The 17,412-nt window shown below is 61.7% G+C and carries 11 protein-coding genes; 6 read left to right on the forward strand and 5 right to left on the reverse strand.

Annotation, left to right across the window (positions count from 1 at the left end; genetic code table 11):
* The first annotated feature begins 103 nt into the window (after nt 1-103).
* The 5 genes from KGJ62_09935 (at nt 104) to KGJ62_09955 (ending at nt 9,422) form a co-directional block, all read left to right on the forward strand.
* Nucleotides 104-979, forward strand: coding sequence for a DeoR/GlpR transcriptional regulator (locus KGJ62_09935; GenBank protein MDE2126897.1), 876 nt, complete (start codon nt 104-106; stop codon nt 977-979).
* A gap of 15 nt (nt 980-994) precedes the next feature.
* The gene (gene glmS / locus KGJ62_09940) at nt 995-2,812 is read left to right on the forward strand and encodes a glutamine--fructose-6-phosphate transaminase (isomerizing) (GenBank protein MDE2126898.1); all 1,818 of its coding nucleotides are present in this window, start codon (nt 995-997) and stop codon (nt 2,810-2,812) included.
* A 201-nt stretch (nt 2,813-3,013) separates the two neighbouring features.
* Nucleotides 3,014-5,086: a hypothetical protein gene (locus tag KGJ62_09945; GenBank protein MDE2126899.1), complete on the forward strand. Its 2,073-nt coding sequence runs from the start codon at nt 3,014-3,016 to the stop codon at nt 5,084-5,086.
* The gene (gene csaB / locus KGJ62_09950) at nt 5,083-6,225 is read left to right on the forward strand and encodes a polysaccharide pyruvyl transferase CsaB (protein ID MDE2126900.1); all 1,143 of its coding nucleotides are present in this window, start codon (nt 5,083-5,085) and stop codon (nt 6,223-6,225) included. Before KGJ62_09945 ends, csaB begins: the two co-directional genes overlap by 4 nt.
* A 164-nt stretch (nt 6,226-6,389) precedes the next feature.
* Nucleotides 6,390-9,422, forward strand: coding sequence for a hypothetical protein (locus KGJ62_09955; GenBank protein ID MDE2126901.1), 3,033 nt, complete (start codon nt 6,390-6,392; stop codon nt 9,420-9,422).
* Nucleotides 9,423-9,452: 30 nt separating this feature from the next.
* Here the strand turns inward: KGJ62_09955 and KGJ62_09960 are convergent, their stop codons facing one another.
* Nucleotides 9,453-11,924: an MFS transporter gene (locus KGJ62_09960; GenBank protein MDE2126902.1), complete on the reverse strand. Its 2,472-nt coding sequence runs from the start codon at nt 11,922-11,924 to the stop codon at nt 9,453-9,455.
* A gap of 814 nt (nt 11,925-12,738) precedes the next feature.
* Here KGJ62_09960 and KGJ62_09965 point away from each other — a divergent pair.
* Nucleotides 12,739-13,896, forward strand: coding sequence for an exo-alpha-sialidase (locus KGJ62_09965; GenBank protein MDE2126903.1), 1,158 nt, complete (start codon nt 12,739-12,741; stop codon nt 13,894-13,896).
* A 22-nt stretch (nt 13,897-13,918) separates the two neighbouring features.
* Here KGJ62_09965 and KGJ62_09970 read toward each other — a convergent pair whose 3' ends face one another.
* From KGJ62_09970 to KGJ62_09985, 4 genes are read right to left on the reverse strand one after another with little or no spacing between them, the layout of a single operon-like run.
* A complete protein-coding gene (locus tag KGJ62_09970) occupies nt 13,919-14,392 on the reverse strand; it encodes a hypothetical protein (protein ID MDE2126904.1) in 474 nt (157 codons plus the stop codon).
* Nucleotides 14,389-15,033: a hypothetical protein gene (locus tag KGJ62_09975; protein ID MDE2126905.1), complete on the reverse strand. Its 645-nt coding sequence runs from the start codon at nt 15,031-15,033 to the stop codon at nt 14,389-14,391. The genes KGJ62_09970 and KGJ62_09975 overlap by 4 nt, the downstream gene beginning before the upstream one ends.
* A 12-nt stretch (nt 15,034-15,045) precedes the next feature.
* On the reverse strand, nt 15,046-16,095 hold the full coding sequence (locus KGJ62_09980) for a hypothetical protein (GenBank protein ID MDE2126906.1): 1,050 nt from the start codon (nt 16,093-16,095) through the stop codon (nt 15,046-15,048).
* A gap of 39 nt (nt 16,096-16,134) precedes the next feature.
* Nucleotides 16,135-17,274: a hypothetical protein gene (locus KGJ62_09985; protein ID MDE2126907.1), complete on the reverse strand. Its 1,140-nt coding sequence runs from the start codon at nt 17,272-17,274 to the stop codon at nt 16,135-16,137.
* Nucleotides 17,275-17,412: the final 138 nt, after the last annotated feature.

Consider the following 17,412-nt stretch of genomic DNA (forward strand, 5'->3'; position numbering starts at 1 on the left):
TACAAATAGATGTTGTCGTGGTATATTGACAAACGGACGATATGCGGCTAAGCTATTGTGCGGTCGTGAGCACCGCATCGAACCACGGGGAGACGACAGGACGATGGCTGAAAACACCGATGCTCGTCGAATGCGACTCCTGGCGCGGCTTGCCGGCGCAGGTCAAGCCGTCCGTCTGGAACTGCTTGCCGACGAGGAGCGCTGCAATCTTCGTACGATCCGGCGTGATCTGGATGCCCTGCAGCGACTCTTCGAGACGGTTCGCAGCGTGGAGGTTCACCGCGGTTTCGCCGCAGTATGCACAGCTCCGTACGCATTGGGCCGGTTCCGTAACAATCTGCAAATACATACAGAGGCAAAACGGGCAATTGCGCGTGTAGTCGCCGGCATGGTACCGAATGACGCGTCGATAGCGCTCACAGGCGGCACCACACTGTTGTACGTGGCGCAGGAATTGCGCGCCGCAGCCATCGAAGGGCGTCCACCGACTGGCTGCATTGTGTTCACCAACAGTTTGCCAGCCCTGCACGAACTGGTTGCTGCCGAGATCGCGACCGGCGTGCTGGGCGAGATTTACGTTGCTGAGGATTGTGCTCTGCACTCACCGTCGTTCCACAGCGCTTTCCAGCCCAGCCTGGCGATTGCCGGTGTAAGCGGATTGACACTCAATAGCGAGGCGAGCACGAATGCGCTGTCGCTCTACTCCTCACGAGCCGATGAAGCGACCTTTCTGCGCGATCTCCTCTCCGGTGTTCCGGAGATCATCGTGCCGGCAGATAGCAGCAAACTGAACCGGCGCCATCCCTGGAGTATCTACCTGCCGCTTGCCGATAAGAAGGTGACTCTGGTTACCGAGAGCCTCACCGAGCGGCAGGTTGCCGAGCTTCAAAGCGTTCGACAGCGCCTGACCTCGCTCCGATGCGATTTTCAGTGGCGGGTCCCCAACTCGCCACAGCCCCACCAGATCCAACCACAATAAGGAGAGTTCAAAAGCATGTGTGGTATTACGGCATATTCGGGTCCGCGCTCGGCTGTAGAAACGGCATTGGTCAATCTCAAGCGGCTGGAGTACCGAGGCTACGACTCGGCCGGTGTGGCCTATGTGACTGCTGGCGACTTGAACCTGGTCCGCGCGGCCGGCAAGATTCAGAATCTGTCTGCGGCGTTAGTGGATAAGGATATCCACGCATCAGTGGCTATAGCGCATACACGATGGGCAACTCACGGTGCACCCACGGAGTTGAACGCGCATCCACATCGCGACTGCACCGGTCGCATTGCCGTGGTGCACAACGGGATCATCGAGAATTATCGTGAAGTCCGCGAGCGCCTCAGCAACGAAGGTCACTGCTTCGCCTCAGAGACAGATACCGAAACGATTGCTCATCTCATAGAGCACGAAACGCTGCACCATGAAACGGTGCGAGATGCCATTGCTGCGGCTGTGAGGCAGCTCAAGGGCTCGTTCGCGCTCGCCATCATCCACCTTGGTGCGCCGGAGACCGTGTTCGCGGTGCGCAACGAGTCTCCGCTGGTAATTGGCCTCGGCGACGGCGAAAACTTCCTGGCATCGGACATTCCGGCGGTGATGAACTACACACGGCGTGTGATTCTGCTTGAGAATCGCGATGTTGCAGTTATATCGCGAGACCAGGTGACGATTACCGATTGGTATGGCGAACCGGTTGAGCGCGCGGTGACCGAGATCACGTGGGACGACGCCGCCGCGGAAAAAGGCGGATGCGCCCATTTTATGCTGAAGGAGATTTACGAAGAGCCGCGCACCGTTGCGAACGCGCTCCGTGGCAGGGTCATGGGTTCATCCATCAGCCTTGACGAGCTTCCGTTTACCGACCGCGACTGGAGGCGGTTCAAACGCCTTGCGATAGTGGGCTGCGGTACTGCATACCACGCCGGCGTGGTTGGCAAGCGATTGTTCGAGGAGCTTCTTCGAGTGCCGGTTGAAACGACGATTGCCAGCGAGTTTCGCTACAGCGAACCCATCGTGGATGATGAGACGCTGCTGATCGTGATCTCACAATCCGGCGAAACAGCCGACACACTGGCTGCGATGCGTGAGGGGCAGCGGCGTGGCGCCACGGCCCTGGCAATTGTCAACGTTGTGGGCAGCACTTTGGCGCGCGACGCCAACGCCTCGCTGCTGACGTATGCCGGCCCGGAGATCGGCGTCTGCTCGACCAAGGCATATCTGGCGCAGGTAGTGGTGCTGGCGGAGCTCGCCGCCTTCCTTGCCGAGCGCCAGCACGAGGGACGGGCGACCAACCTGATTGATGCGCTTGCCAGGCTGCCGGAACAGGTTGCCGCCTGCTTGAAGCTGGAGTGCGAGTTACAGGATTTGGCCCGATCCCTTACCAGCTGCTCAACCTACTTTTTCCTGGGTCGCGGCTACGACTATGCCGCGGCGCTGGAAGCTGCGCTGAAGCTGAAGGAGATCTCGTATCTGCACGCCGAGGCATACCCGGCGGGCGAAATGAAGCACGGCCCTCTGGCGCTTGTGGAGTCCGGTGTGACGGTTGTAGGTTTATGCACACAAGAGCGGACGCTTGAGAAGATGCACAGCAACCTTAAAGAGGTGAAGGCGCGCAACGGCCGAGTGATAGCGGTTATCCGTGAGGCCGACGTTGCGCCCGACTCCGCAGACGACGTGATCCGGATACCCGGTTCACACGATGCGCTGATGCCGGCCCTTGCGCTGACGCCACTCCAGTTGTTTGCGTACCACATCGCATTGCAGGCGGGCTGCGAAATCGATCAGCCGCGCAACCTCGCCAAGAGCGTTACCGTGGAGTGAGGCGGAGCAGCCGGACGTCGGTTGTGCTATAATCCGCCACATCGCCACCACGGATAAACGCGCACGGAGCCAACCGTTCTGGTGGCGCTACCGACTCCAAAACGGCGCCATCCGGCCGGCAACTGGCCCGAGTTCCTTCGCCACATTGCCCCATCCAGCGTCCCCTGATTTTAACGTAACTCTACGCGGACGTGCTGCCGGATGACCCGGCTGCATACATCGCGGCTGGTGACGGCAGCGATACTGGTTCTCACCGGTGTGTCGCTTGTTGCGGGACTGTTCGCCGTGTACCGCCGGTTTCACTGCGAACTGCGCAACCGGCGTGTGGAGATAGGCGTCGACTGGGCCGATGTGACCCAGTTGGCGCAAATGTGCGGGCGGCCGCTGCCGGTGGTTCTGCGCCGGTTCAAAACGGAGCACGTCACTACCCTCATCATCAGCGAAGACACCGTAGTCGGGCTCGTTCAGTCTGGAGCGATCAAGGCATCCCGCACGCCGATCGGGGCCGGTGGTCGCGTTTCGGTACTGAGTTGTGACGACGCAGCTACCGAGCAGCGTATTGTTGGCGCCCTACGTCTCCGCGCGATCCGCGTCCTTCCGTTAACCGCCGCGTCGGCGCCGGGCCAGGGCAGCACCGTGATTCAATCCACCGGCGACCCGAAATCGTGGTGGACGCCGGTATCGTACAGCAATTTGCGCAGCCTGGGAATCGGCCTACCGCCCAGCGCCGTTAGCATGGCCCACCGCATCCATCTCCTGATTCTCGGACGCGTCGCCAACTTCGCCGGCGCCAGTTCGCAAACTGCGGCCAACGTGCTTAATGCGCTCCATGCTCAGGGCGCACACGCTGTGATCTTTCAGGGCGATGAGGTTTTGGGTTACAGTGGCGCCGAGCAGGACGTAGCCGATGAACTCAGCTCCTCGTCGCTCTCGACAAGCGAAGACGCCTCACAATCCTCCGCCAACGTGCCCTCGCCTACCGGACTGACATACGGCGCCGTGGAGTTCGGCAAACAACGCGGTGACGCACGCCTGACGTCGCTGCTTCGTGGCGACTACATCCGTGTCCACACCGTTCAACCCACCGAAATGGCGCAAATGACAGAACACGCGATCATCGATCGATACGCGCTTGCGGTTCGAGAGCGCAACATTCGTTTTCTGTTCGTACACCCCTTTACGTATGCCGGCGCCGATCCGGTTGGTCTCAATGTGTCATTCTTCGAAAAGCTCTGGAAGGATATTGCATCCCGTCCTGCCTGGACCGGTGGCGCACTCCTGTTCGGTGAGGCCCATCCGTTCGATCGTCCGGCTGTGCCTCGGTGGGCTTTCGGCCTGATCGGCCTCGGCGCCGCGGCAGGCATCGTTGTATGCCTGTTCCTCATCGGTCCGTTCCCATCCGGCATGGCGCCTCCTCTACTTGGAGCTCTGAGTGTGGCATTCGGGGCGGTGGCGATGAGCGGATCAGTTGGTCAAAAGCTGGTCGCATTGGTTGCCGGTATCGTTTGGCCACTAGCGGCTTGCCTTCTGGTTTGGCCCGGGCCGGTTAAGCAGACTGAGACGCCTGGACGGTGCGCACTGAAAGGCATCACCCGACTTCTACTTGCCAGCTGTGTGACGGCGGTCGGCATCGTGCAGGTGGCCGGGCTGCTGGCTGCACGAAGCTTCATGCTGAAAGCCGATCAGTTTCTCGGCATTAAGGCACAGCATGCCTTGCCGGTGCTGGCAGTTGCGGCGCTGGCGCTGGTGGGTGGCGTTTCGACTCCATCGGAGCGTTGGACAGAGTTCCGTGCTCGCGTCCAAAGCCGCCTGAAAGCGGCGATGCAGGAACCTGCGCGCTATGGCGCCCTTCTTCTCATTTTGGTTGCTCTTATTGCCCTATTGATCGTCGTAGCGAGGACCGGCAACGATTCGGGTGTCGGCGCATCATCGGTCGAGCTGCGGTTTCGCGACCTGCTCGATCGATTGATGCCGGTGCGGCCACGTACGAAGGAGTTTCTCGTCGGCCATCCGGCTTTCGTACTTGCCCTGGCCTGGTGGTTCCGTGGCCGTCGCAAGCCGGCGATATGCGCTTTCGTGGTTGGCAGCCTCGGCCAGGTATCGATCCTCAACACTTTCTGCCACATTCACACGCCGCTCATCATCTCCGTTTGGCGCGTTTGCTCCGGCCTCGTTGTCGGCGGCGCGATTGGCCTGATTGCGTTCTTTGTGTTTGAAAAGTACCTACCCAATCCGGCAGGTTCTCCTGCCGCTGGCGAACCCTCCAGTCAGTGACGAGCCGCATCGTTGCATCCGGCTACTACGGATTCGCCAATCTCGGCGATGAGGCTGTTCTTGCCGGTGTTCAAGCCGGACTAAACCAGGCAGCCAAACAGCCCGTGGCATTAACGGCGTTGACGAGCGATGTGGCATACACGCAGCGGCTGCATGCCATCGACGGCGTGCAGCGCACGTCATTCCGACAGGTTGCGGACGTGATTCGCGCGTCGGATCTGTTGGTTTCCGGCGGAGGCAGCCTCTTTCAGGACGTGACCAGCTTGCGATCGCTGCTGTACTACGCCGGCATTTGCCGGATGGCGCGCTATACCCGCACACGTTACATGTTCTACGCGCAGGGCGTTGGGCCGCTGCGCCGGCGCATTTCTCGCCGCCTGTTCAAGTGGGTGGCAAACGGTGCTGCGTTCATCACCGTTCGCGATGACGAATCGGCGCGCCTGCTGCACCACCTTGGCGTGCACGCCCACATTGAAGTAACCGCCGACGCGGCGCTCTCGGTACAACCGGCGGCGCCCAGCGCTGCCGCCACCTTACTCACGGACCATGGCATCGATCCGGAAGAGCCTATCCTTGGCGTGGCTTTGCGTCCGTGGCGTACTTCTCGGCCATTGGTAGCGCTGGATCGCTCCGCACAGCTTCTGCAGCAACTGCATGCCGAGACCGGATATCGAATCTTGATGATACCGATGCATACACCGGGCGATCGGCTCTATGCCGAGTCGGTGGTCGCCCGTGCCGGCCCCGAGAGTGGTGCACTGGTTCTGCGCAATGACTGCGACCCAGCCCTCGCTCTGGCGTTGGCAGGGCGAATGAAGTTGATTGTGGCGATGAGACTTCACGCGCTGGTCTTTGCTGCCAGAATGCGGGTTCCCAGCTTCGGCCTGACGTATGACCCGAAGATCCGTGCATTTCTCGGCGGTCTCGGCGCAGACGGATTGATGGCCGATTTCCACAACTTTGAACCTTCAAGTGTTGCTTTGCAGGTGGCGGATGCGCTGAACCGGTCGGACGCGATTATGGCGGAGCAGGAGCAAAGAATAGCGCGCATGGAACGCCGCTCGCTGCGGAGCGCTGAGCGCGCAATTGAGTGCATCCCGTCGCAGCGGGTCGTGCAGCGTCGTGCTGCCGACGTGTGAGCCTGGCCTGCCGTGGGTGTGGTATAATTCACCCGCGCTGGCTGCAGCGCCGTCCCCTGCGCGGTCACCTTGCCGGCGCGTATGCCCCCAATCAGCTAAACAGGCCATTATCTATGCGGCGGCATCGAACTGCGGCCGGCGGAACCTCGATCCGGCATACTCGGGTGACCCACCTGCAACAAGCACGCTGGCGCGTGCCGGCGATTCTTCTTGCCTTCGCCGTGTTGTCTGCCGCCGGGCGCGCATCGGCCGTACCGCCTCCCACGCTTTGGGACGCCCTGGCCTCCGGCGTCGCCGCGGAAGCGCCTGCACCCATCATTCAACCTGGCGCCCCACCGGTGGTTGTGCGTCACGGCCTGGGTCCTGTTCCCGGCTTTACGCTGGCGGATACCAGCGGCGGCGCCGCCAACGACCTGTTTTTCACCCACAAGCCGCGGCGCTCCGGCATTTTTGGCGCTATGGGCGATTGGGTTGACCATCTGGAGCGGGTAACCGGAACACACGTTCATGCCACCGGCCACGAAACGCTCTCGCTGCAGTTCTCCTCGGTCTCAGGCGGCCAGGGGGCTTCGCAAACCTATCAGAGCTATAACTATCTCGGTCAGGGCAGCAACGGAATCTACAACGACACCGATCTTACCATTGATGCCACGGTGCTGAAGTACTTCCACTACCAGACCCAGATCAGCAACAGCCTTTTCAACAATCCGGCCAACAACCGGGCGCGAATCGATTACAACAGCAAGACGCTGCGGTTTCAGGCTGGTGACATCCAGGCCGGATTCCAGGGCAACTCACTTATCGACTTCAGCCGGTACCTCAGCGGTGTAATGATCTCGGATGCGATATCGCCCCACCTGCAGAGCACCGTGCTGGTGTCGCAGACCAAAGCGCAGACGCACACGCTGGAAATCCCTGGAAACAACTCTTCCGGGCCGTACTACGTGTATGCCGGGCAGATTGTGGATGGCAGCGACCACGTACGCGTTGACAACCACGACATGATTCGTGGCCAGGATTACACCCTGGATACATACAGCGGCGAGTTGAACTTCTTGCACGGTCAGGTGATTCTGCAGACTTCCACGATCGCCATCACCTTCGAAACGTATGGTTCCACAGGCGCCGAAGGCAGTATCATGGGCATGCGCACCGTCTATTCGCCTCACAGTGGAAGCCAGGTTGGCCTGACCTCCGTATCCCAACTGCAGCCCGGCGGCGGCGCGACGCAGTCGCACACACAGCAGTTTGCCGGGTATGGCCAGCCAGGGGCGGTGTACATTCTGGATGCGCCGCTCGACTCCTCCAAGCCGTATACCGTAACACTGGACGGCGTTCCGCTGGTGGCCGGGCGCGACTTCATCTTCAACCCGGCATACAGCAACCAGATCGTGATGGTGAACACGATCCTACCTACACAGACGGTAAAAATCACCTATGTACCGCTCAACAACAGCGCGACGGCCGGCAACCGCAGCGTTATGGGCCTGGATGGGCATATCGGATTGGGCAAACTCGGCTCATTGGCTCTGGAAAGCGCCTTTTCGGGTATCGCGGTTTCCGGCAAGAGCATAGCCGGGCATGCGTTCCAGCTCTCCGGCGACTTCAACCCCGCGCATAATCTGCACACCAACGTGGTGCTGCGCGACATAAACCCAACCTATACCTCGATCGAAAGTACGGGCTTTGGGCTCAACGAAAAGTCAATCACACTGGACAGCGACTATCAGCCAACGTCGCGCCTGCGGCTCACCGGCAACTGGGAGACAGCACAGAGGCCCAACTACGGAAGCCTTCTCACGGGCGCCAATCCGACCGTATCGGTAGCCGGCAACGATCAATACAATCAGTATTCCCTCGGCGTCAACTACTCACTGGCGCGCAACAGCGCGATCAACTACTCCCGCACCAGCCTTGCAACCACCTATGCGCAGGGAGGGAACACCGACAACGTGCAGGATACACTGGGCATCAATGCAACGCTGCACCAGGTGACCCTGGATGCTGAGCTTGGTCGGAACGTAAACGACGCATCCGGCGGGGTAAACCTGTATGGCGGCGTCGCGACCACCGGCGCTGCCAGTTCAACCGGTTCTACGGTCGCCACGAACTCGCCTTCGCTCAGCACAGCATTCACCAAGCACCTCGGCGCCCACTGGCAGGCACGGCATGGGATTACGCTATCGCTCGGTTACTCCGACGATTCCATTAGTTCCGCTGCATCCGGCACGGCAACCAACACCGACGCGCGTGATGCCCAGCTGAACGCCACGTACTCGCCCAGCTCACACCTTCACCTGGATTACGGATTCGACCTTTCCGATACAGGCAACCTCGGTACGGTGACGCCGACGGTCGCGTTCCGGAACCTGCTGCATCCGGTGGCAGCAGTCGCTCCGATCGATGCGCCGCATCCCGATCAGAGCGGTGGCGCCGGCGGGAGCGTCTACTATCCGGGACTCGGCGGCGGCTCGGGCCTTGGTTATGGCGGCACCGGCTCCTACAGCGGCTACTACGGCAGCGCCTATGCCGCAGGCGCGGGTATTGGCAGTTATGGGGGTCGCAGTCTGACCAACCACCTGAACGTCGCCTACCAGATCGCCAAGGCGATGCAGACCTCGATTTCACTGGATCATGCCAGCAGCCTCGGCAGCTACCAGTATAACAGTACGCGAAACAGCATTGGCTTTGTGTTCTCGTGGCAGCCCGCCAAGCAGTTCCAGCTGAATGCCTCGTACAGCCTCATGGATGTGCTCTACACGGGCAATCAGGGCGGAACCAACAGCAACACGCTGCAGTTTTGGCTTCAGGGCCATCCTTTTGGTCGGCGGCTGGGCGTGCAGCTCAGCTATCAGGCGGTATTGGGGAGCAGCACCGCCAATCTGGCTCCCAGCACAACAGGCACTGCCGCGCCGCTTACCAACACATCCAGCAACCTCAACTCGATCTACCTGCATCTGGACTACCCAATCGCAACGCGCGAGGCCTTGTTTGTGGATGTAGATAACAATCTTCAGACGGGCTACGAAGGCAACCTTCAGCGCGACCTGCGCGTGGGCATGGACTACGCGCTGAGCCAGGCGCTCAAATTCTCGCTTGGCTGGCAATTCAACACGCGCGTGAACAGTGACCCCACGCTGAAGCAGTACAACTACAACGCAAACTCGCTGCTTGCGCAGTTTGGCCTCCACTTTTAACCGCCGCGACGAATCCGGGCAAGGCGCCGGCTAAAGCGACTGCTGCGCACCATCCAGCGCCCGGAGCGCAGCGGCAAGAGAGAGGATGAAGCCCTCCTGCGTTACCGTTTTCGTTCGGTGCGCGGATTGCGCCATTACCACCACGGCGCTACGTGCAGCCTCCGAACCGGCGTCGCCAGCTGCGGCTTTTTCCAACGCTCGCGCCAGGGCGTGGAGCGCCCGGCCGAGGTCGGCCTCCTCCCACGCCCTCCGGGCAAGGCGCACCGCCTGCCGAGATTGCGTGGAAGGCGCCCGCCGCTGCAGTTGATCAAATAGTCGCGCAATAGCCGCTTCCCGACCCATCGACAGTTGCGCAAGCGCTGAGTAGAGGGTCTCGCGGTCGTGAAGTGCCGCGCCTAATGACACCGCTATCTGAGCGCGGTCGACCGCCGACTGCACCCCCTCCAGTTGTACGGCAAGCTGTGGAACCGCTTCTGGAGCGGCCAACGGCTCCAGTGCCGCGGCCAGTGCGATGAGTACGTGCGTGGAGCTCTGCGCGGTGTCGGCGATACCAAGCACGGTTGCGCGGGCTAACGGGCTGGCAACTACCGCGAGAGCGTTGATGGCCGCTGCGCGCAGCCAATCCGGCGAGCGGTGGTCCTCGATCAACGCATTGGCTCGACTTTCGGCACGGTCGGGTGCGCAGCGTGCGAGTGCCGCAAGGCATGCTGCCGCTACATCGCTGCCGTCGATACCAGCCGCGAGCGCCCGATCCATTGCCCTCTCCAGCGCATCCGCGGCCCTCGGTAGTGAGCGGCGCGCAAGCGAGCGGGCCGCAGCTAACCGCACGGCCACGGCCCAGTCGTCCAGCGCCGCGACAAGCTCGGGCTCCCAGTTGGCTGCTGTTTCACCTTCGGAAAGCGTATGGACCGCAATGGCTCTAACCTCTGGCGCAGCGTCACTCAGCGCGCCGCTCAAAGCCCGAACGGCCTGCGGTCCGCCGATCTGATCCAGCGCCTGCGCCGCAGCCTTGCGCACGGCCGGGCTAGGATCTTGCAGGCCGGCCGCCATCTCGTTGGAGGCGAGCCGCGTTGCCGATTCGCCAAGCGCTTCCGCGGCTCGCAGGCGGGTTGCCTCGCCGCCTGGGCGCTGCAGATTGCGGATGTGACGCCACTTGCCCGGTCGAACGGCGCCGATCTGACGGATCACAGACCGGGTGGAAGCGGCTCCAGGATCCTCCACGCCTTTGAGAAGCGGGATTGTGGCTAACCGCAAAGCAGACGCCAGCAGAAAGATGATGTGGTACCGCGTGATGTGCAGGCCGGCAAATTGCGCATGCCAATGCGCCAGCGCCTGCATCAAGGCGCCGCCGAGCATCGGGGCTACGCCGCCTGCGACGCCTGTGGCAGCAGCCATGAGCGCCGCGTAGACCGGCATTTTGCCGGCCGGAGCAATGGCGATCACCAGGTTGAACTGAACCAGAGCGATTCCGGCCCAGAAGATGCCGCTCCCGATATTAAGCTCGGTGAGAAGAGTGGCGTTGAGAAGCGCATGGCCGGGCTGCGTTGCTGCCCAGCTGACGGGCAGCGTTACGACGCCGAGCGCGGCGATAACCAGGAGTGGTCGATTGCCGAATTTGTCACTGAGGTAACCCCAAAGCGGCAGCGCCAGCAAAGTTGCGCCGGAGACGATCGCCGCGTAAACCTGCAGCGCAAAATACGAGAGGTGCAGCACCTGGAGCGCGTAGACGTTGAAGAACGGCGCCGCTATAAACTGCCCGACGGCGAACATTGTACTGAAAACGACGAACCGCCGAAAGTTCCTGTCCTCCAGCGGCTGCAGGAGGTACGACCACGGATTGGATGGGCGACTCTCATTGTCGGGCGGCGTTGGCGGCGGCTCAGGCTGGCGCATTGTCACAGCAAAGGCCGCAGCGGCGGCTACCAGCGAAACACCAAATACCGTGCCGAAGCCCATTATGGTGTGCCCGTGCCTCTGGCAGCGATCCAACCAGAGCGCAGCGGGCAGCGATACGGCCATGGCCGCTAAGCTGGCCACCATATTGCGCCGGCCAAAGAAGCGTCCGCGGAAGTCGCTCGGTACCAGGTCGGACAGCCATGCCACAAACGCGGCTTGCGGCACATTGACAAGGATATTGGAAGCCGTGAACAGCGCCAGGAACAGAATCAGCGCAGCCGGCGCCGGCAGAACGAGCGGGAAGATCAGGATGGGCAGCCACAGTGCGCGTCCCGCCGCCGTGTACCAGGCAGTGAAGGGCCGTCGCGCTGAAACGTCGCGAGCAAACCAGGATGCGAGGAGCTGTACCAGGCCCGCGAACGCCGGAATGGCGGTGAGAAGCCCGATCTCAACGCTGCCCGCGCCAAGCCACAAACCGAAACCTGTAAGGAAAGCGCCGGAAACCAGCGTCCCCCAAGCATTTGAAAGGCCGGATTCCCAGACCGAGAACCGCATCGCGCGGAGCGTTTCAAACCGGCTGAGTTCGTGAGGCGCGTTGTCTGTCATCGGGGCAACCCGTCGACGCAATCGCGAATCGTCCGGGATGCGTTGAGTTTTACGCGCAGCGGAGGAGGTACTAGAGGGTGACTGGGCACGGTGGTTCCATCATCAGGATACCAGCCGAAATAGGGCATCGGAAGCGCACCGCAGCGAGGACGTGTTGCGGTTTCAAAGGTGCGAGCGCGATTGGCCGGTGGCGATGTTGGCGGGTACCGGCAACCGGCGTGACCGCGGTAGGATTGGCGCAGGCAGTGGGCTGGTTGGCGGCTGACCGATAGCCTTGTGGTAATCGGTCGGCAGCACCTTACAGCCTGTCTGCGGCCCTTAAGTACTTGAGCCGGAGGAACCGGATACCACGGTATGCGGCTATTTCTCAGCGATGGAATAGGGATCGGAGCCACACAAACAGACCGGCTTTCTATTCCGACCGGTCCTTGCAGGCGGCGTGCCGGCGCCTCCACGTGTACACAGTCGCATCGCTCGCACGGTACGAAACGCAGATCTCTTTCATCGACAAGCGGGCCTTAAGCTCGCCCAGAACGCACGCGATCTGCTCTTCAGTAAACTTCGACCTCTTCACCGTAATCCTCCACTGTCAGTTTCGAGAGGATCCTAAGTTCCCCGTGTTCAAATCCGGGGGGCAGACTAGAGGAGCTAGCCGAGGCGTAAGCCGCTGCGGAGCCGGATCATATGACTGCGCTCCTGTTGACCGCGGCGGTAAAGTAGATACACGGCTAGCTTGACCGCTGTACCCTGGCGCGTGAGACGGCGTCGTCGCCGGTCATCTGCCGCGTCGTATTGACCAGCAACGGGAATTGAGGTGACGATGTTTGGGTTTTCGCAACCACCGATCGTTCGGCATGCACTCGGCGCGGTAGCGCCAGCGGCCAAGCCCAGCGTGCAGGACGTGTTTGTCAGCCGTACGCTGGATGCGGCACAGCCATGGGAGATCGTACGGATACCCGCGTTGTGCCGCACGTCGACCGGAACGCTATTGGCGTTTGCGGAGGCCCGGCAAGCCGTCGCAGACCAATCCTCGAATATGATCGTTTTGCGGCGGCGGTTGGCTGGCTCGTCTAAGTGGCAACCGGCTCAGATAGTGGCGCACGATGCGCCTGCGTCGCTGAACAACCCGTGCGTGCTTGTTGTGCATGACCGGATTCTCTTGATGTACCAGAGATATCCGCAGGGAACTACCGAGCGGACGGCCGCCACCGGGCCTGTCTCGGCACAGACGTGCCGCACGCTCCTCCAATCGAGCAGCGATGATGGTGTAACCTGGAGCGCGCCGCGCGACATAACCTCCGCGGTTCGGAGCCCCGAGTCGCGGTCGGATGCATGCGGTCCCGGTATCGGTATCCAGCTTCAGCATGGGCCGCATGCCGGCAGGCTGCTGTTTCCATTCAATGAGGGTGTGGGCGGACGATGGCGTGTCTTTGCGGTCTATAGTGACGACGGCGGGAGCGTGTGGCAGAGGGGCGAAACGGCGCCCACTGCGCCGGCCATGCTGCCGAACGAGACGCAGTTTGCCGAACGGTCGGACGGCAGCGTTCTGATCAACTCACGCGATCAGGGCGGCTCACACACGCGACTAGTCGGCATCAGCAAGGACGGCGGCGAAACCTGGAGTCCACTGCAAAAATCCCCTGGTCTGCCCGATCCGGAGTGCATGGCATCGCTGCTGCGTTTCTCGTTCCATCCCGACCTATTAGTGTTCTGCAATCCCGCCGACCCGGTTCACCGCCGAAACGGCACGATCCGGCTTTCCCACGACGGGGGCGGAACATGGCAGATGATCCGCGTGGTAGCGCCCCGATCATTTGGCTATTCCTGTATGTGCGTGCTGCCACGGTCGCGAGTTGGACTGCTCTATGAGGTTGCCGAGCGATCTGGGGCCGGTTCAGCCGGTTACCGCATCGTTTACACCACCGTACCAATAACCGTTCCGCGCCGCTCGCCGAAGCAACCCGACAACTGAATTCGCCTTGGCGGGCGATCTGTTAAGCGGTATCCTCGTCGCGTGCCCGCAGCAGGGTATCTTGCGCATCGAGTTCGGAGAGAACTGCGAGCGCGGCTGTGCGCAGTGGCACGGAGGGGTCCGCTGCATAGCTCTGGCACAGCCGGCGGACATGCACGTCGAGCCGTCGCAGATGCAGAATGGCTTCCACTGGAGCCTCAAGCAGCACGGCCGCAGCTGGCTCCGCTGCCTCGAGCACGGCGGAGCGCACGAGATCGGGTATGGGGCTGAACGGCATCACAGGCAGCTGACCCGTCACCATTGCCAGACCGCGTGATGCCGTGATCGACTCCATCAGATCTGCGAGCCTCATGAGCGTGGGAAATGGCTCCAGCGGCCCTCTCAGCTCCATCCACGTCACGGGCTCGGGTCCCTGCAACCTTAAGACAAGCTCGTTCAGCGCTATGGAGTCGCTAAGGTCTCCATCGTGCTCTCCGGCCGGTTGGCGTTCGGTCACGCTTCTGGAGCCACGGTACCGGCGCGCCCGGCAGGTTGGCCGGCCGCCATCACGCTGCGCAGGCGCTCGCGGACGCAGGCTGCAGCCAGCGCAGCCGTGCGGCCAAAGTCACCATCTCCGCGAATGATCAGGTCAGCATGCACACGTGAAGGCTCAACGTACAGCGTGTGCCCGGCGCGAGCACACTCACGATAGTACGTAGCGATCCACGCCGGGTCGGTACTGCCTCGACCGCCGCGCATATCCCGGAGCAGCCGCCGCAGCGCCCGAAGATCGTCCTCGAGTTCCACGTAGATCCTCAGATCGAAGCGGCGCCGCAGTTGCGCCACATGCAGCGCCATTAGTCCCTCAACCAGAACGACTTCGGCGGCAGAGTCATCGGCCGCCATTGCGTCCAGGTCGGCCAGGAGCTTGTCGTTATCTGCAGATTCAGGATGGTTGTTATCGGGCAGCACCTCACCCGTGGCGGGCGAGACAAACGTTGGACCACCCGGCGCTCCACGATAGAAATACCGGTCCATGCCGATCACGTCCACCGAAACAGGCGGCGCGCCATCCTGAAGCGCCTGCCGCAACTCAGCCGCAAACGTTGTTTTTCCGGACGCCGATCCACCGGCGATAGCAACAAAAATGGTGGACATCGGCGTCGAAACTCAGGGCGAGTAGTGACCGGGCGCCACGGGTCCCGGCGGCTCGAAGAGGTAGAGCTTGCGATCCAGGTCGTGATTCTCTGCTGTCAATACCATCAGGGCCGGCTTCCCATCGTTCCGCGCATCGCCAACGGCAACATCCAGCACATGCCCGTTCAGTGGCACACTCGTCCACGTAGTCTCGAGGTCATCGCGAGAACATGCCCAGAACGATTTGGTACGCGCATCCAGGCGTGGCGTCATCACCACCACCTGATCTCCCGGCGTGTTTTCGGCGCCATCGGGTCCTGGTTGAGCCTGCTTTACGCAGACGTACCAGCGATACTGATCGCTCCAGTAAGATTGTACAAACCGGCTCGTCTCGCCAACCGACATAGCCGCCGAACCGGGAAATGCCTCGGTGCCCATACCGAACTCCACATAGCCGCTGCCATCGTGAGGCGGATTGAGATTAGACAGGTGGCAGTCGGTGGCGCCGATTTCGTACGGCGCCGCTTTGTCACCATCGCCACAAACTATGGCGTCGGTGGCGGCTCCCAGCACCAGAGCAAGGCGACCCTGTGGCGGCGCCGCAAACAACCTCAAGAGGGCGTGGCCATTCCACTCGTAGATGCCTTCGGTGGTGATGAGCTGCTCACTTCGTGCAGGCGTTGTGATCTTCTTCTGCTTTCCCTTTTTATCCACCAGTTCGGTCACACTGCCCGGCGTCGTCCGCAAGTGTGCAATAAGAAGCGTGTCAGAGGCAGCGCCAAGAAACGACACCGACTCATCCAGCGAGAATTTGCTGCCATCCCAGTGCGACAGGACCACCGAACGCTGATAATCGTTGGCATTCTTGCCACCGATAAGGAACGCCACCTCGCTATCGGATCCGCCTTTCAACGGGCCAATTGCGATAAGGCGTGTGCGGTCCGGCGCGGCGCCGCTCCATACCTGTTGAAGTTGCGCGGAGTACGGGTTGAACAGGTGCGTACCGGCCACTTGAGCCCGGCTGAGACCTGCGGGCAGCAGGAGCGCCAATATCCACGCGGCAGCTGCAAATCTCGAACGCATGGCACATTGTACCAGCCGAAAACGGCGCGCGCCGAGGCATCACGGGGCGGGTCGGCCCGGTATCGGCACTGCTTCAGGTCCCACCGGCCAGAGGTTCTGCGCCTGCACCGTTCTCCAGTCGATTACCGAAACACCGCAGTCTTTGGTATCCCGATTCTGCCAGCCAAATGCCAGCTGTGAGCCATCGCCGGACCACGCTGGCGCCTGACAGTCGATCTGTGGCGGAGACTGCGCCAGCATCTTGTTGGAGTTGACATCGTAAATCTGAATTCGCTTGTGCAGGTCCACAGTCACAACCGACACGGCCAGTTGTCCTTTCGGATTGGCTACCACAGGGAGGTAAAACCAGGGTCGACGAACGATGGTGCTGCGCGTCCAGCTGCTTAGGTCCAGCTTCTGCAGCGTCTCATCACGGCCCGATTTGGCCAGATACAGGATACGCCTCGAATCTGGTGTGAAGGTCGCATCGAACACCTGCTGCCTCACCGGCGACGTGTAGAGCAGTTTGCCGCTGCGATCCACCACAGCCAACGAGGTTTGCCGAGTGGATTGTGCGATAAATGCCAGATACTTGCCATCGCTGGAAGCAACGGCGTTCGATGCATGGATTGTCACTTGCGTTTCGGGCGTGCGCTTGCCGGTCGCGGGATTCCACGCCTCCACCAACCAGCCGTTTTTGCCGTCGGCGGCGGCCAGGACCATGCCGTCGTGCGGCAGCCACACGCCGTCATTGCGCGTTGCCCATTCCGGACCTTGCATGGGGATTGGCGTCCGAGCGCCCGCCGGCGGCGGCGCCCACACCCCGGCGGCCAGGTTTCGACCGTGCAGATCGGCAAAGTAGAGCGTGTTTGCAGTTTGCGCCCACACCGGCTCCACATCGAAAGGACCTTTCGACTCCCACGCGACGTCGCCGGTTTTGGCATTGAGGACATCAACCACGTATACGTTACCAAGTTGTGAATCGGGTCGACTGACCTGACAAGCCAGCCAGGGGCCGTTGGGATCGAAAGCCAGCGCCGCTACCTGGGTGCGGCCAAGGCTGTTGGTAAAGACCTGGCCCGGCACGCGTTGCGCTCGCTGCCGCGCCACCCACCAGACCAGCACCAAAGCTGCCGCCACAGCCAGGCCAATCAAGCGTCGCCGGCGTGCGCCTGGCGGTGCTCCTATGGTAACCGACATGATCCACCTCCGCAATGAACGCGACGGTACAAATACAGGAGTCGCCGGAACTCTCGCACCGTGATTACGCGGAACGCTCCGGACCCGTCAACCAGCTTGAGAAGCCGGTTCGACGCCAGCCTCGCCAATGCCTGCGGT

The organism is Armatimonadota bacterium (genome assembly GCA_028871815.1).
Taxonomy (GTDB): Bacteria; Armatimonadota; Chthonomonadetes; order Chthonomonadales; family Chthonomonadaceae; genus REEB205.

Coding starts and splice junctions, on each gene's coding strand:
- KGJ62_09935 (MDE2126897.1), top strand. CDS start 104: ATGGCTGAAAACACCGATGCTCGTCGAATGCGACTCCTGGCGCGGCTT.
- glmS (MDE2126898.1), top strand. CDS start 995: ATGTGTGGTATTACGGCATATTCGGGTCCGCGCTCGGCTGTAGAAACG.
- KGJ62_09945 (MDE2126899.1), top strand. CDS start 3,014: ATGACCCGGCTGCATACATCGCGGCTGGTGACGGCAGCGATACTGGTT.
- KGJ62_09960 (MDE2126902.1), bottom strand. CDS start 11,924: ATGACAGACAACGCGCCTCACGAACTCAGCCGGTTTGAAACGCTCCGC.
- KGJ62_09975 (MDE2126905.1), bottom strand. CDS start 15,033: ATGTCCACCATTTTTGTTGCTATCGCCGGTGGATCGGCGTCCGGAAAA.
- KGJ62_09980 (MDE2126906.1), bottom strand. CDS start 16,095: ATGCGTTCGAGATTTGCAGCTGCCGCGTGGATATTGGCGCTCCTGCTG.
- KGJ62_09985 (MDE2126907.1), bottom strand. CDS start 17,274: ATGTCGGTTACCATAGGAGCACCGCCAGGCGCACGCCGGCGACGCTTG.